This window comes from Caballeronia sp. Sq4a, assembly GCF_023170545.1.
Classification (GTDB): Bacteria; Pseudomonadota; Gammaproteobacteria; order Burkholderiales; family Burkholderiaceae; genus Caballeronia.
Genome location: NZ_CP084251.1, coordinates 176,303 through 192,280 on the forward strand (window position 1 = coordinate 176,303; position 15,978 = coordinate 192,280).

Annotated in this window: 7 protein-coding genes; 1 reads left to right on the forward strand and 6 read right to left on the reverse strand. The window is 64.4% G+C overall.

Going from position 1 to position 15,978, the window contains the following annotated elements:
- Positions 1-61 precede the first annotated feature (61 nt).
- From glgX to LDZ24_RS14785, 6 genes are all read right to left on the reverse strand, one after another.
- The gene (gene glgX / locus LDZ24_RS14760; protein WP_248322975.1) at positions 62-2,287 is read right to left on the reverse strand and encodes a glycogen debranching protein GlgX; all 2,226 of its coding nucleotides are present in this window, start codon (positions 2,285-2,287) and stop codon (positions 62-64) included.
- A gap of 866 nt (positions 2,288-3,153) precedes the next feature.
- The gene (gene glgB, locus LDZ24_RS14765; protein WP_248322976.1) at positions 3,154-5,382 is read right to left on the reverse strand and encodes a 1,4-alpha-glucan branching protein GlgB; all 2,229 of its coding nucleotides are present in this window, start codon (positions 5,380-5,382) and stop codon (positions 3,154-3,156) included.
- Positions 5,375-8,755: a maltose alpha-D-glucosyltransferase gene (gene treS, locus LDZ24_RS14770; protein ID WP_371747458.1), complete on the reverse strand. Its 3,381-nt coding sequence runs from the start codon at positions 8,753-8,755 to the stop codon at positions 5,375-5,377. The genes glgB and treS overlap by 8 nt, the downstream gene beginning before the upstream one ends.
- A gap of 105 nt (positions 8,756-8,860) precedes the next feature.
- Positions 8,861-12,259 (reverse strand): maltotransferase domain-containing protein, encoded by a 3,399-nt coding sequence (locus LDZ24_RS14775; RefSeq protein ID WP_248322978.1) that lies wholly within the window; start codon positions 12,257-12,259, stop codon positions 8,861-8,863.
- Positions 12,260-12,642: 383 nt separating this feature from the next.
- On the reverse strand, positions 12,643-14,292 hold the full coding sequence (gene glgA / locus LDZ24_RS14780; RefSeq protein ID WP_248322979.1) for a glycogen synthase GlgA: 1,650 nt from the start codon (positions 14,290-14,292) through the stop codon (positions 12,643-12,645).
- Positions 14,293-14,708: 416 nt separating this feature from the next.
- On the reverse strand, positions 14,709-15,362 hold the full coding sequence (locus LDZ24_RS14785) for a DUF1345 domain-containing protein (RefSeq protein WP_248322980.1): 654 nt from the start codon (positions 15,360-15,362) through the stop codon (positions 14,709-14,711).
- Positions 15,363-15,437: 75 nt separating this feature from the next.
- Here LDZ24_RS14785 and LDZ24_RS14790 point away from each other — a divergent pair, with 75 nt between their 5' ends.
- Positions 15,438-15,935, forward strand: a complete 498-nt coding sequence (locus LDZ24_RS14790) for a sorbitol dehydrogenase family protein (protein ID WP_248322981.1) — start codon at positions 15,438-15,440, stop codon at positions 15,933-15,935.
- Positions 15,936-15,978 lie beyond the last annotated feature (43 nt).

Below are 15,978 nucleotides of genomic sequence, written 5' to 3' on the forward strand. Positions count from 1 at the left end.
GTCGCATTGCCTACGGTGGAGCGTGCCGCGCGAGCCTCGACGTCGTGCGTCCGACGTGGCGCTACTGCGTCGAATCGGTCTCGTGTGGCCGGTTCGACGGCAACGTGCCGGGGTCCGGCGGCAGCGCGGTCAGAAGTCGCGGGCCCTGATGCGCGCCCGCCATCCAGACAGCCTGCCAGTCCGCTTGGCCCGACGGCTGCGCCAGCAGCACGACGATGCTATGCGCTTCCAGCTGCAGTTCGCTGCCCACGAGCGGCCGTTCGACGGCGTCAGGTTCCGCGCTGTCTAGCAGCACGTTCCATTCCAAGTGCGGGGCGGGCGGCGCGACCGCGAGCGGGCTCGCGGAGCCGTTGATCATGATGAGGATGACGTCGATTTCGCTGTGGATGCCGGGTCCCGCGCGACGCAAAGTCAACGCGCGGCCTTCGGGGTCCTGCCACGCTTCGATGGCGAGCGCGTTGCCGCGTTCGTCGAACCAGCTGACGTCGTAGAGGCCGGGCAGCACTTCGCGGTCGCCGTAGAGAAAGCGCGTTTCGCGCAGCACCGGGTATTTTTTGCGCAGCGCGATCACGCGCGCGACGAACTCCGTCATCTCCACGCCGCGCGGGCTTTGCGCCGCGTCCCAGTCCATCCACGACAACTCGTTGTCCTGACAGTACGCGTTGTTGTTGCCGCGCTGCGTGCGCAGGAATTCGTCGCCGCCGAGGATCATCGGCGTGCCGAGCGAGAGCAGCGTCGTCGCGATCATCGAACGCGCGAGACGCGCGCGGATGTCGAGGATCTTCGGGTCGTCGGTCGGGCCTTCCACACCCCAGTTCGCGCTGCAATTCTCGTTGTGGCCGTCGTTGTTGCCTTCCTGATTCGCTTCGTTGTGCTTGTGCGTGTAGGCGGTGACGTCGGCGAGCGTGAAGCCGTCGTGCGACGCTACGAAGTTCACCGACGCCCACGGCTTGCGAAAGCGCCGGTTGAAGAGTTCGGCCGAGCCCGTGAGACGCGCGGCGAGATCGGGCCGCATGCCGGCGTCGCCGCGCCAGAAGCGCCGCACGCCGTCGCGGAACTTGTCGTTCCATTCCGCGAAGCCCGGCGGATGATTGCCGACCTGATAGCCGTCGGGCCCGATATCCCACGGCTCCGAGATGAGCTTGCGCGTGGAGAGGATCGGGTCTTGGCGGATGGCGTCGAAGAAGCCCGAGCCCGGATCGAAGCCATGACCTTCGCGCCCGAGCGTGACACCGAGATCGAAACGAAAGCCGTCGATGTTAAACGCCGTGCACCAGTAGCGCAGCGAATCCATCACCATTTGCAGCACGCGCGGATGCGAGAGATTCACCGTGTTGCCGCAGCCGGTCTCGTTGATGTAATGCCGTTCGTCGCCGGGAATCAGACGATAGTAGCTGGCGTTGTCGAGCCCGCGCCACGACAGCGTCGGCCCGAGTTCGCTGCCTTCGCAGGTGTGGTTGTAGACGACATCGAGTATCACTTCGATGCCTGCCGCATGCAGTTGCCGCACGGCGATGCGCATTTCATTGAGCCGATGCGTGGACAGATACGTGGGCTCGGGCGCGAAGAACGCCGCGGTGTTATAGCCCCAGTAATTGCGCAGGCCGCGCTCGATGAGGAAGCGGTCGTTGAGAAACGCGTGCACCGGCAGGAACTCGACGGCGGTGATGCCGAGCTTCTGCAAGTGCTCGATGAACCACGGCGAGGAGAGCGCCGCGAACGTGCCGCGTTCGTGCTGACGAATATCGTTGCGCAGCATGGATGCGCCGCGCACGTGCGTTTCGTAGATAATGGTTTCGCCCCAGGGCGTATCGGGGCGGACGTCGCGGGACCAGTCGAAGGCGTCGTCGGTGACGATGCACTTGGGCATCGCGGGCGCGGAATCGCGGCGGTCCATCGACATGTCGAGCCGGTTCGAATGTACGCGATAACCGAAGAGCGCATCGGACCATCGCCATGGGCCGACGAGCTTCTTTGCGTACGGATCGAGCAGCAGCTTGTGCGGATTGAAGCGATGCCCGTGCTGTGGCTGATACGGCCCGTGCGCGCGAAAGCCGTACACGGTGCCGGGATGCGCGCCCGGCAGATAGCCGTGCCAGATCTCGTCGGTGCATTCGGGCAGGTCGAAGCGCATCAGCTCCTTGCGGCCGGTGCTGTCGAAGAGACACACCTCGATGCGGTGCGCGTTCGACGAGAACACGGCGAAGTTGACGCCCAAACCGTCCCAGTTGGCTCCGAGCGGGTACGGAGCGCCCGGGAGCAACTTTTCGGGGAGTGCGTTCGGCATAATTGGTTTTTTTGAGCTTCGCTCAGGGGTGCTTGGTTTTTGCGGGTTTCTGCGGTTCTTTTGTCGGCCTAGCGTCGTTGGCCCTTTTCCGGGCTTGTCGGCTCCTTGTTTCGGGGAACTTGTTTTCTTGTCGGTCTATTTGCGTTGCCCCTCCCCGGGGCGGGGGTCACTTTCTTTGCTGCTGCAAAGAAAGTAACCAAAGAAAGCAGCTTTTTTTAGCCCGAAGCAGTAACAGTGTGGTCACTCCGCAGCAAGTCATTGGCCCTCAGTTTGAATCAACCCTGAATCACCCTCCACGCCCGCTGACCACCACGTCCTCCGAGCCCCTTGGCTCGTCAAAACCTTCGGGAACATCGGTCGTATGATGCCTGTCAGTAGCGCGGTTGAAGTTGGATCACGTTTCACGCTCGCTGAACACCACGTCCTCCGAGCCCCTTGTATCGTCAAAACCTTCGGGAACATCGCTCATGTCATTCTTCCCACGTTGCCCGAGCCAATCGAAACGCGCGACGTAGTTCAACACAGGCACTCCCGTTCTTGCATGCGACACGCGCAAACACGCGTCGGTGTTATCGAGCCAAGGGGCTCGGAGGACGTGGTGCTCAGCGGGCGCGGGGGGTGATTCAAGGTTTTTTCCAACTGAGTGCCACGGTCTCTCTGCGAAGTGACTACCTTTTCAGTGCTGCGGGCCCAGAAAAAAGCTGCTTTCTTTGGTTACTTTCTTTGCATGGGACCAGAGTACGGCGCTAAAGCGCCTACTCTGGTCGACAGCCAAGAAAGTGACCCCCGCCCCGGGGAGGGGCAACGCCAATAGACCGACGCGAAAACAAGTTCCCCGAAAACAAGGCGCCGCAAACAAACACCGTCTAATCAGCCCGCAAAACGATAGCAGCCAAAGGAGGCAACGTCAGTGCAGCAGACTGCTGCTTCCCATGACTAGGATGGTCATCGGCATGAATAACGCCGCCATTCCCCATATTGGACCCGCCATAAATGGCGGCATCAGAATTGAGGATCTCACTCCAGCGCCCGCCGCGCGGCAACCCCACGCGATACCCATGCCGCGGCACCGGCGTCATGTTGCAGATGACCACGAGTTCGCGCCCCTCGGCATCCGTGCGCCGAAACGCAAAGACGCTATTGCCATTGTCATCGCCGACAATCCACTCGAAGCCGCGCGGATCGCTATCCAGCTTGTGCAGCGCAGGCTCATGCGCATAGAGCATGTTCAGATCGCGCACGAGTTTCTGTAGCCCGCCGTGCATCGCGTCATCGAGCAAATGCCAGTGCGGCGACTGATCATGATTGAACTCCGCGACCTGGCCGAACTCGCCGCCCATGAAGAGCAGCTTCTTGCCCGGATGCGTCCACATGAAGCTCAAATACGCGCGCAGATTCGCGAACTTCTGCCAGCGGTCGCCCGGCATCTTGCCGATGAGCGATCCCTTGCCATGCACCACTTCATCGTGCGATAGCGGCAGCACGAAGCGCTCGGAATACGCGTACACCATGCCGAACGTGAACAGGTGATGGTGATACTGCCGGTACACCGGATCTTCCTGCATGTAGTGCAGCGTGTCGTGCATCCAGCCCATGTTCCACTTGAAGTCGAAACCGAGTCCGCCGCTATCGACGCTCGCCGTCACGCCCGGCCACGCCGTCGATTCTTCCGCAATCGTGATCGCGCCCGGAATGTGCCGCACTTCCTGATTCAACCGCTTCAGAAACGCAATCGATTCGAGATTCTCGCGGCCGCCATAAATGTTCGGCACCCACTCGCCCGCCTTGCGCGAATAGTCGCGATACAGCATCGATGCAACCGCATCGACACGCAGTCCATCGACGTGATAACGCTTCAGCCACGCGAGCCCCGACGCGATCAGGAACGCGCTCACCTCGTTGCGGCCGAGGTTGTAGATCATCGTGTTCCAGTCCTGGTGATACCCCTCGCGCGGATCGGCATGCTCGTAAAGCGGCGTGCCGTCGAAGTGCACGAGGCCGTGGGCATCGTTCGGAAAATGCGCCGGCACCCAGTCGATGATCACGCCGAGCCCTGCCTCATGCGCGCGATTCACGAACTCCGCGAACTGCTCCGGCGTGCCGAAGCGCGCGGACGGCGCGAACTGGCCGAGCGGCTGATAACCCCACGATCCGCCGAACGGATGCTCCGCGACCGGCATGAACTCGATATGCGTGAAGCCCATGCCCTTCGCGTACGGAATGAGGCGCTCGGCGAGCTCGTGCCAGTTCATGCCGCGATTGCCCTCTTCAGGCACGCGCAGCCACGATTCCGCATGCGCTTCGTAAATCGCGATCGGCGCCTGTGGCGTCTGCTTGCCGGCGCGCGAGTTCATCCATTCGGCGTCGGTCCATGCGTAATGGTCGATGGCGTCCGCATCCGCCACCACCGATGCGGTCGAAGGCGGCTTCTCGCTTTGCATCGCGCACGGATCGGCCTTCAGCGGCAGCGTGTAGCCTTCGCGCGCGACGATCTCGTACTTGTAGCGCGTGCCCGCGCCGATGCCCGGAATGAACAGCTCCCACACGCCCGCGTTATGACGCAGACGCATCGGATGGCGTCGTCCGTCCCACGTATTGAAGTCGCCGACCACCGACACGCGCCGGGCATTCGGCGCCCACACCGCGAAGCGCACGCCCGCCACGCCGCCATGCGTGATCGGCCGCGAGCCGAGACATTCGAGCACCGCATACGGATCGGCTTGCGACAGGCGATGCAGCCATTCATCGGAGAGCACGGGGCCGAACGAATACGGATCGTGTGTCTCCTGCGGCGTGCCGTGCCAGTCGATCAGAAGCCGGTAAGCCGTGGGCCTGTCGATGAATCCCGCGAAGAGACCTGCATCGTGAATGCGCGTGAGCGTCCCGAGCGGCTCGCCGCTGCCCGCATCGAGCACGCTCACGCCGGCCGCGTTCGGCAGAAACACGCGCACGACATAGCCGTGCTCGGTCTGATGCAGGCCGAGCATCGAGAACGGATCGGGATGCCGCGCCTCGACGAGCGCATCGATGTCGAGCGGATTCAGGCCGTGGGCCGGATTCCTCGTATCCGCTCCCGGATCACTACGGTTATTCATGGTGAGTTCCATCCGGATTGTCCTTGGTTACATCGAACACGGGCCGCGTGCCGGGCGCGGGCGGCTCGCCCGTGTCGCCGAGCAGGCGGCTCGCGAGCGACGCGAGGCCCCGCAGCGGAAGACCGATCCACGTCGGCCGGTTCGCCGCTTCATAGCGGATTTCGTAAGCGGCCTTCTCGATCAGGAAGAGATCGAGCAGCGCAGGCAACACGCTCTCGCCCGCAATCGGTTCGGGCGACGACGCAATCGCTTCGCGGTATTGCCGCATGAAGCTCTCTTCCGCGACGGCGCGCATGCGCTCGAACAGCGCGCGCTTGCGGTCGGCCGTTTGCGCCGGCGCGGCTTCGGTGGTCGGCTGCGCGGCGGCGCTCGCATACGACAGCGAACGCAAGAGACCGGCCACGTCGCGCAGCGGGCTCGTCTTCTTGCGACGCTCTTCGAGCGTGCGCGCGGGCTCGCCTTCGAAGTCGATCAGATAGGCGTCGCCCTGCGCCATCAACACCTGACCGAGGTGGAAGTCGCCGTGGATGCGAATGCACAGCGCATCGGCGTCGGACGTCACGAGCTGCTTCACCGCTTCGATGAGCTTCTCGCGGCGGTCGAGCAGGCTTTGCGCGAGGAAGCGGTCGTGCTCGTTGAAGCCGCCAATCTTCTGCGCGAGGATGTCCAGCGCGCTCGTCAGCAGTTGCAGCGTGCCGTCGATCCAGCCTTGCACGTCTTCGGCCGTCGCGCGACGCGGCGAGAACGCTTCGTCGTCGGTCGGCGTGGCGAGCGCGACGTGCAACTCACCCAGCCGCTTGCCGATGATCCCGATGATGTTGCCGTAGCCTTCGAAGCCGTTCAATTGGGCGCTGTGATCCGGCTTGCTCTCCTCGGTATCGACCGTGACGGCAAGCTCATCCACCACGCGGCGCAGATAGTCGAGCGCGTAGTTCCACGCATCGCCCTGGTTGTCGACGAAGCCTTGCAGAATCACGAGCGTATGCGGCACGCCTTGCGGATCGACACGCACCACTTCGCCATACAGCGGGCCGGTGTTCGCATAACCGAGCTTTGTCAGATAGCGGCTCATCTCCGCTTCCGGATGAATGCCGCCGACCACGCGCCGCACGAGTTTCAGCACGATCTTGTCGCCGATTACGAGCGAACTGTTGCTCTGTTCCGCCGCGAGCCAGCGAATTTCGGGCGGCGACGCGGGATTCATGTCGAGCGTAGCGAAGCGTTCAGTCGGCAAGAAACGGATCTCGCTCTTCTGCACGGTCGGCACCACGGCGCGCTGCGCGAGCTTCTGCAAGATGCCGTAGGTGAATTGCGGCACCGCGAACGCATCCGTGATATGCCCGATCGTGCGGCCGCGCCGCACGCGCGCGAGCGCAAGCTGCATGTAGAGCGGCGACGTGGTTTCCGTGCCCCACGCGATGGAAAGCGGCAGCACGTAGCGTTCGGTGTGATCGCCGACGTCGGCTTCGATCTCGGTGAACGCGAAGCCCGCGCCTTCGATTGTCGTAAGCGCGGCGAGGCGCACCGCATGCAGCTTCTGATCTTTCGATGCAAACCAGCGGCGCTTGCTGAGATAGCTCGGCAGCACTTCCGATTCGAGCAGACGCACGTTCTCGGGCGTCGGTCCTGTTTGCCCTGCGCGAATCACCATGGTGACGAACTCCGGTAACTGCTCCGACGGTGCCTGCGACCATGCGGGGCGCATGTTGCCGGGGCAAAGCTGGAACCACAAGAAGCCGTAAGGCGGGAAGGTCAGCAGATAGGTCAGCTGACCGATGGCGGGGAAGGGCTGATCCGCCGTCATTTCGAGCGGCACGGAGCCCGCGAATTCCGACAGATCGAGTTCCACCGCTTGCGGCGCGCGCGAAAGATTCGCGACGCAGAGAATAGGCGGCTCGCCCTTCAGTTCACGCAGATACGCGAGAATCTTGCGATTGCTCGGCTTCAGGAAGCGAATGGTGCCGCGTCCGAACGCATGCTTCGAGCGGCGCACCGCGAGCATCTTGCGCGTCCAGTTCAGGAGCGAATGCGGGTCGCGGCTTTGCGCTTCGACGTTGATCGCGTCGTAGCCGTACAGCGAGCCCATCACCGGCGGCAGCACGAGTTGTTCGGGATCGGCGCGCGAGAAGCCGCCGTTGCGATCGGACGACCATTGCATCGGCGTGCGAACGCCGTCGCGGTCGCCCAAGTGAATGTTGTCGCCCATGCCGAGCTCGTCGCCGTAATAGATGACGGGCGTGCCCGGCATCGAAAAGAGCAGCGAATTGATGAGCTCGATGCGGCGGCGGTCGCGTTCCATCAGCGGCGCGAGACGCCGGCGAATGCCGAGGTTCAGGCGCGCGCGGCGGTCGCTCGCGTACGTGTTCCACAAGTAGTCGCGCTCGGAGTCCGTGACCATTTCGAGCGTGAGTTCGTCGTGGTTGCGCAGGAAGATCGCCCACTGGTTCGTTTCGGCGAGGTCCGGCGTCTGCCGCATGATGTCGGTGATCGGGAAGCGGTCTTCGCTCGCGATCGACATGTAGATGCGCGGCATCAGCGGGAAGTGAAACGCCATGTGGCATTCGTCTTCGTCGCCGAAGTACTCCTTCACGTCTTCCGGCCACTGGTTCGCTTCGGCCAGCAGCATGCGGTTCGGATACTCGGCGTCGATGGTCGCGCGAATCTGCTTCAGGATAGCGTGCGTCTCGGGCAGATTCTCGTTGTTGGTGCCTTCGCGCTCGACGAGATACGGCACCGCGTCCAGCCGCAGACCGTCGATGCCCATGTCGAGCCAGAAGCGCATGATTTGCAGCACTTCCTTCATCACGGCCGGATTGTCGAAGTTGAGGTCCGGCTGGTGCGAATAGAAGCGGTGCCAGTAGTACTGACCCGCGACGGGATCATGCGTCCAGTTCGAAGGCTCGCTGTCGATGAAGATGATGCGCGTCTCTTCGTACTTCTTGTCGGTATCGGACCACACGTAGTAGTTCCGGTGATTCGATCCCGGCTTCGCGCGGCGCGCGCGCTGAAACCACGGATGCTGGTCCGACGTGTGATTGATGACCAGTTCCGTGATGACGCGAATGCCGCGCGCGTGCGCTTCCTGAATGAAGCGTTTGACATCGGCGATGGTGCCGTAATCCGGATGCACGTTGCGATAATCGGCGATGTCGTAACCGTCGTCACGGCGCGGCGAGGGATAGAACGGCAGCAGCCAGATGGCGTCGACGCCCAGCTCCGCGATGTAATCCAGCTTCGCGAGCAAGCCCGGGAAGTCGCCGATGCCGTCGTTGTTCGCATCGAAAAACGACTTGATGTGCACCTGATAGATGATCGCGTCCTTGTACCACAGCGGATCGTCGCTGAGAGTCGACGACTTCTTGCTGCGCTTCACCCTTGTATCCACGGTTTGCTCCAGTGCTCTTGTAGGCGAATCTCTGCCCTGTTATCGGTTCGCTGTCGTCGCTGACGTTGGCTGCTCGTTCGTACCGTGTCGCAATTAACGTTCTCCGTCGGGCGAAGGCTTCGGCAGGCCCCACGTCGGCGAGATGCGCCAGATCGCGAAGGGCAGCGAATGCGGGTTGAGCCGCACATGCTGACGCCGGCCGCGCCACTCGAAACGCTCGCCCGTCATCTGATCCTCGACCGCGATGGCGTCCCATTCCTTCACGCCCCAGCGCTCCAGCGTCTGCCACGGCAGTTCGATATCCGCGCCTTGCTCGTTGAACGGATCGAGATTGATCGCGACGAGCACCACGTTATCGCGCGATGCGTTGGCTTTCTCAAAGAACAGGATGTGATCGTTATGCGCGGGCAGGAAGTTCACGCCGAGATGCGTCTGCAACGCGGGATTCGCGCGTCGAATGCGATTGAGCGCCGTCACTTCGCCGACGATATTGCCGGGCCGGTTCCAGTCCCACGCCTTCAACTGATACTTCTCGGAATCCAGATACTCCTCGCTATTCGGCAGCGCGGCGGACTCGCACAATTCGAAGCCGCTGTACACGCCCCACAGCCCGGAAAGCGTCGCGGCGAGCGCGGCGCGAATCACGAAGCCGGGACGCCCCGAGCTTTGCAGGAAGCGCGGGTTGATGTCCGGCGTATTGACGAAGAAGTTCGGCCGGAAGTAATCCTTCGCGTCCGTCTGCGTCAGGTCGTGCATGTATTCGAGGAAATCGCGCTTGGTCTCGCGCCACGTGAAGTACGTGTACGACTGCGAAAAGCCCAGCTTCGCGAGCCGGTTCATCACGCGCGGCCGCGTGAACGCTTCGGCGAGGAAGATCACATCGGGATGACGCGCGCGCACGTCGCCGATGACCCATTCCCAGAACGGGAACGGCTTCGTATGCGGATTATCGACGCGGAAGATACGCACGCCCGCCGCGATCCAGTGCAGGAACACGTCGCGCAAGGCGATCCACAAATCGGGCTTCGCGTCCTGCGCGTAGAAGTCCGGATTCACGATGTCCTGATACTTCTTCGGCGGGTTCTCGGCATAACGCAGCGTGCCGTCGGGCCGCCACGCGAACCATGTCGGATGCTCCTTCAGCCACGGGTGATCCGGCGAGCACTGCACCGCGAAGTCGAGCGCAATCTCAAGCCCGTGCTCATGCGCGGCTTCGAGCATGCGCTTGAAGTCGTCGAAGTTGCCGAGCTCCGGATGCACCGCATCATGGCCGCCTTCCTTCGCGCCGATCGCGTACGGGCTGCCCACGTCGCCCGGCTCGGCCGTCAGCGAATTGTTCTTGCCCTTGCGGTTCGCCATGCCGATAGGATGGATCGGCGGGAAATACAGCACGTCGAAGCCCATCTCGCGAATGCGCGGCATCTTGCCGATCACGTCGATGAACGTGCCGTGACGGTTCTCGTCGTCGCTCATCGAGCGCGGGAAGATCTCGTACCAGCTCGCGAAGCGCGCCGCCGCGCGTTCGGAGTCGATGCGATACACGACCGGATCGCGCGACAGGAATGGCCGGTGCCGCGCCGCCGCGACCGCCTTCGCCGTCGCGGCCGACAGCACGAGTTCGAGCTTGCGCTCGGACTCGGCCTTCGTGAACTCCTTGACGATGGCTTCGAGCGGCGCGCTGTCGGAGCCCTCGACGGTCTTCACTTCCGCGAGGATCAGCGCGAACAGGTGCTTGGCTTCTTCGAGTTCAAGCTCGACCGTTTGCCCGGCCTTCAGCTTCTTCTGCATGTGATCGACGAGCGACGCGAAGTCGTCGCGCCACGCCATCACCACGAATTCGTGACGCCCCACGCGTTCGAGCGGAATGCGCGCCGTCCACAAGTCGTTGCCGAGCGGAAGCACGAGCGACATCGGCGTTTCGTGCCACTCGGTTTCGTCGGCGGCGCGCCATTGCACCGCTGCGGCGATCTTGTCGTGGCCTTCCGCGAAGATCGCGGCCTGGATCTCGACTGCCTCGCCGACGATGCGCTTGGCCGGAAAGCGCCCGTGATCCACCGAAGGCGTGACGCTTTCGATCGACACGCGCGGCGCGGCGATCGCTTCGTTCACGGACTTCTTGTCGGCGGTCTTCGCGCCGCGCTTCACTTGCGGCTGCGCGAGCAGAATGAACGGCTCGGCTTCCGCGCGGAAGAGGCGCACTTCGCCGGCCTTCAGCGACAACGCCGCGAGGCGCTCCGCCGGGGCGTTCGCGTCGCCGAGCGGCGCGAAGCGCGTGTAGTTGCCGGGCACGCCTTCCAGCAGATGCCGCGTGTCCACCTGCACCGGCGCGACGAGATCGGGATTGACGAGCACGAGCACCGCAGAATCGCTGTCGCGCAAGTCGCCGCCGGCGGCGCGGATCAGCGCGGCGTAGGGCGTGCCCGCGCCTGTCAGCGAGCGCAGTTCGCCGACATCGGAAAGCGTCGCGGTATCGCGCTGCAATCCGTTCGCGCGCTTGATCTGCTCGCACAGGTCGATGCGCGCCTCGCTCTTTGCGCGCTGATACTCGGCTGCGACGCCGTACTGCTGCGACATCGGCAAGCCGACGCCGAATTCGAAGCCCATCGGCACGAGGATGCCCGTGCCGAGCGCGGTGGCCGTATAGAGCGCGCGGCAATACGCGCGTTCGACGAGCGCGGTATCGCTCGTATCGCTCAGGTCCGCGATCAGGCGCTTGCCGAACGGCTCCTCGGGGAACGAGATCGGCGGCGCGATGCGCGAGAGCGCCGCGTGCTCGTCCACGAGCCAGGCGCCCCTGAAGTCCCACCAGCGCGTCGAGGCGAAGACGGCATCGAACTCGGCATCGGCGAGCGCGCGCAAGTCATCGCGCGATACGCCGACGGTCCACGCGAGCCAGCGCGTCTGCGGATGCTTTTCCCGCACCGCGGCCCCGAGCCGCCGCCACACATGCGCCGGCACCGCGTGCGGCGAGTCGAAGCGAAAGCCGCCGATGCCCGCATCCGCGATCACGCTCAACTCGCGCGCCCACCACTGCGTCAGTTGATGCGCGGCTTCGCCATCGGCGAAATTGGCGTAGGCCACGTCGCGCTGTTGCGGCGGACGGCGCGGATCGAGCCGCGCATCCGCGCTCTCGAACGGCTGAAACCAGTGCTTGTTGTCCTGATACAGACCGCCTTCCGCGCTCACGCGGTTGATCACGATATCGACGAGCAGCGTCAAGCCATGCGTTTTCGCGGCGTCGGCGAGCTGGCGCAGGCCGTCTGCGGCGCTCGCGTCGCATTCGAAGACAGGGTGCAGGCGATGATGATCGGCGACGGCCTCGCGATGCCCGTTGCTGCCGGGCACGAACGGAGAGCCGATCAGGACATGGTCGAAACCGAGCGCCGCCGCGTGTTCGAACTGGGCAGGCCAGTTGGACAGCGGGCCGACGAGCAGGGGATCGATGAAATAAATACGGGGTGCGTACGCATGATGAGCTTGATGGTTTTCCATCGTTCGTCTTTTCCAGAGTCGTCCTGCGGTGGCGGGGATGCGGGCAACCAATCGCGATCACGCTCACGGGTCAAACTGGCTGAAGAGCCGGTCCGCACGTTACGCCGCATGGCGCGCATCGCGCGTCGCGAACCGTGGGACACCGCCGCGCCGTCGAGCGGCGCAAGTCCCGGTCGCGTCTCGTTTGCACCATGCATCGAGCGCAGCTGCCGCCTGGTCGCGCTCGCCGGTGGGCGCCACGGTCCCAAAAGGGATGTCCTGCGGGCATTGCACGGGCTTGGGAGCACGTTACGTGCCGCGCCCGGCGCAACAGCGACGCATTCGCTGCATCGCTGCTGTGCGCTCAGGCGGGCGGGCGCGCGCGGCATGGGCTCACGCGGTGGTCAGGCGGTCTTCGCGACGAACGGCTTGCCGCTCTCGTGCGTGCGGTGGCCGAGCGCGTGCGCGTCGCTGTCGGCAGCGCGGCGCAGACGGACGGCGGTGCGGCTCGGGCGCAGGCCGGTGAGATCGCTGTAGAGCGCGACCATCTTCGCGACGGTTTCGCCCCAGCCGAAATCGCTGGACATCGCGTTGCGCTGCATCGCGCGCCAGACCGGCGGGCGCATGTAGGCGTCGATGGCGCGGCTCGCGGCGGCGATCACGTCGTCGGGCGCTTCGCCGTCGAAGAGAAAGCCCGTGGGCGCGGGCGTCGTGTCGTGCGTGTCATGCATCGCGATGGGCGCGTCATGCGTGCCGTCGCGGACATAGAGGGTCTCGCGCGAGGCCAGTTCGGCATGGTGTCCGGCATCGACGATGGTATCCGCGAGCCCGCCCACGCGCGAGGCCACGGGCAGTGTGCCGTAGCGCATGGCGTACATCTGCGTGAGGCCGCACGGCTCGAAGCGGCTGCCGTGCAGAAGAATGTCGGCGCCCGCGTGCAGCGCGTGCGCGCGGCGCTCGTCGTAGCCTATATGAACGCCAACGCGATCCGGCCATTGCTGCGCGAGCTGCCGGAAACCGCGCTCGATGTACGCCTCGCCCTGGCCGATCACGGCCAGCTGCAGACGCAGATGCTTCTCCAAGAGACGCGGCAAGGCGTCGATCACGACGTCCGCGAGCTTCTGGCCGGTCATGCGGCTGCCGATCGCCATGAGCGGCGCGAACGGATCGGCCGGCAGCCCGAACATGCGCTGAAGACGGCGCTTGCACGCGTGCTTGCCGCGCATGTCGTCGAAGGAATAGGCGCGCTCGATCAGCGGGTCCGTCGCCGGATTCCACGCGTCTTCGTCGATGCCGTTCACGACGCCCGAGAGCTTGTCCGCGCAGCTTTGCAGCACGCCTTCCATCAGGTGCCCGAAGCGCGGCGTCAGGATCTCGCGCGCATACGTTTCACTGACGGTCGTCACGCGGTCGCTATGGACGATGCCGGCTTTCATGAGGCTCAGCGCGCCATAGAATTCGATGCTTTCCGGATTGCTGAACGCATGAACCAGCCACTTCGCCGGCACGCCGAGCGATGCGCCCAGCGACAGCGCGTAGTTGCCCTGGAACGCGAGGTTGTGAATCGTGTAGACGCTTTTCGCCTGCACGCCCGCGTCTTTCATCAGAAGCGGCGTGAGGCCGGTATGCCAGTCGTGCGCATGAACGAGGTCGGGCTTTTTCACGCCGCGCACGCCCTGCGCGATGCGCACGGCGGCGGCCGAAAGCGTCGCGAAACGCACGGCGTTGTCCGGATAGTCGCGGCCCTGCGCATCCTGATAGAGCCCGGTGCGCGCGTAGAGTGCATCGCAGCGCAGCAAAAGAACCGGGACGCCGGTGTCCGGCATGCGGGCGCGCAAGAGCGCGGCGTCGCCGCCCGGCAGGCCGCGCAAGGTGCAGAGCTTGCTCACGCCTTCGGCCTGCGCGAGCGCTTTCGGGTAGGCGGGAAGAAGGATGGTGGCATCGACGCCTGCTGCGCGCAGGGCGGCGGCGTAGGCGCTGACCATATCGCCGAGGCCGCCCGTCTTGGCGAGCGGAACGGCCTCGGAGGCGACCAGCAGTACGTTCAAAGGCAAAATGGGCTCCTGTGCGGGCAGACGCGGACGATGACCATGCGCCTCGTTCACGTGCATCCACGTGCGTCATCGACGTGCGTAATCGGGTGACGAGGAAAAGGCCGGGCCGCGCGATCCTGGTGCTGATCGGGGTTAATTCGTAGTGCTGGCGCAGTGCAGCAATCTACGTGCCACTGGTCGATGCGGTATGTGCGCTGGACCACGATCATTTCGGACTGATGCTCGACGAGGGTCTGCTCGCGCGCACGCGAAAACCCGAAACGCGCGAAGCCGTCGCGCATGTAAAACTGACAGCCGCGCGCGCCGCGTTTTTACATGACGCGTTTCGTCGAGCGCTTGCAGGATAGATTAAGGACGACGTGTGACAAGCGCGTTGCGCGCCGCGTCGGAGAAAGAGCGGAGACGAATGCCCGGCGTCAGCCGCCGACGAGGCTCGCGGCGATGTTCACAGACAGACCGAGCACCGCGAGATTGAAGAAGAACGAGAGGACGGACTGCGCGAGCGCAGTGCGTCGCGCGCTCGTCGAGCAGAGCACGACGTCGGAAGTCTGCGAAGCGACCGCGATGGTGAACGAGAAGTAGAGGAAATCCCAATAATCGGGTTTCAGATGCCGGTCGGGAAATCTCAGCGCCGCATCGCCTCGCGGCGAACGATAGTAGTGCCGGGCGTAGTGCAGCGTGAACATCGTGGGAATGAGGAACCAGGCGCCGAGCATGGTCGCGCCGGTCAGCAGATAGTTGGGAAACGCGCGGAAGCCGAGGCTCTTCGCTGCAGCGAGTTCGACGACGATCGCCACGAGGCTCGCGATGGCCGCGAGGCTCACGATCACGAGCACGGCGGCGGCGTTTTCGTCTTCGCGTTCGGCGAGCGCCTGCACGTTGCTCTGGCGCGCGGTGCCCATCTGTAGCCAGATCAGCGCGAGATAGAGCCAGACAGCCGAGTCCCAGCCGATCAGCGCGCGGGCGGCCGGCCGAACGTGCGCCGGAACCAAAGCCGCGATGACGAAACCAACCAGCAGGCCGATCATGGCTCGCGGACGACTGCGCAAAACGGACGGGATAAGGTTCATCGCGTGGCAACGGCTCGGTTCGCTCGACGCCAGCGATTATCACTGACGCGCCTTACATAGACATGAGGACGACCGATGGCTGAACGTAAGCGCGTGTCCTTCGCGATGCGTCGAGGCATGCTGGCGGGCGCGGGGGCGTCGGCTGCCTTGGCGTTCGCGCCTTTGCGCGCGGCGCCCGCGGTCGGCGAAGACTTCGACACGTTCATCGCGGTGTCAATGAAGCTGACCGGCCGCGCCGCCTTCGATCCGCTCGTCGCCGCGCGCGTTCACGCGGCCGTCCTTCGCGCCGATGCGAATTTCGCCGACAACATGAAGCGGCTCGATCACTGGCTCGCGACGCACGGCGGCACGCCGAGCGACGTCGTGACCGCCGCGCTGCGGGCGACGCAGCCCGATCTCGCGAAGGCCGTCGGCAGCGTGGTCCGCGCGTGGTATCTGGGCGTCGTCGGCGAGGGCGAGCAGGCGGAGGTCGTTGCGTTCGAACGCGCACTGATGTTCGATCCCGTCCGCGACATGCTCACGGTTCCCTCGTACTGCCGCGGCGCGCCCGCCGACTGGGCGAACAAGCCGTAGCGGACATCCCGACTCCCCGACGACAACGACAACGACGAACAAA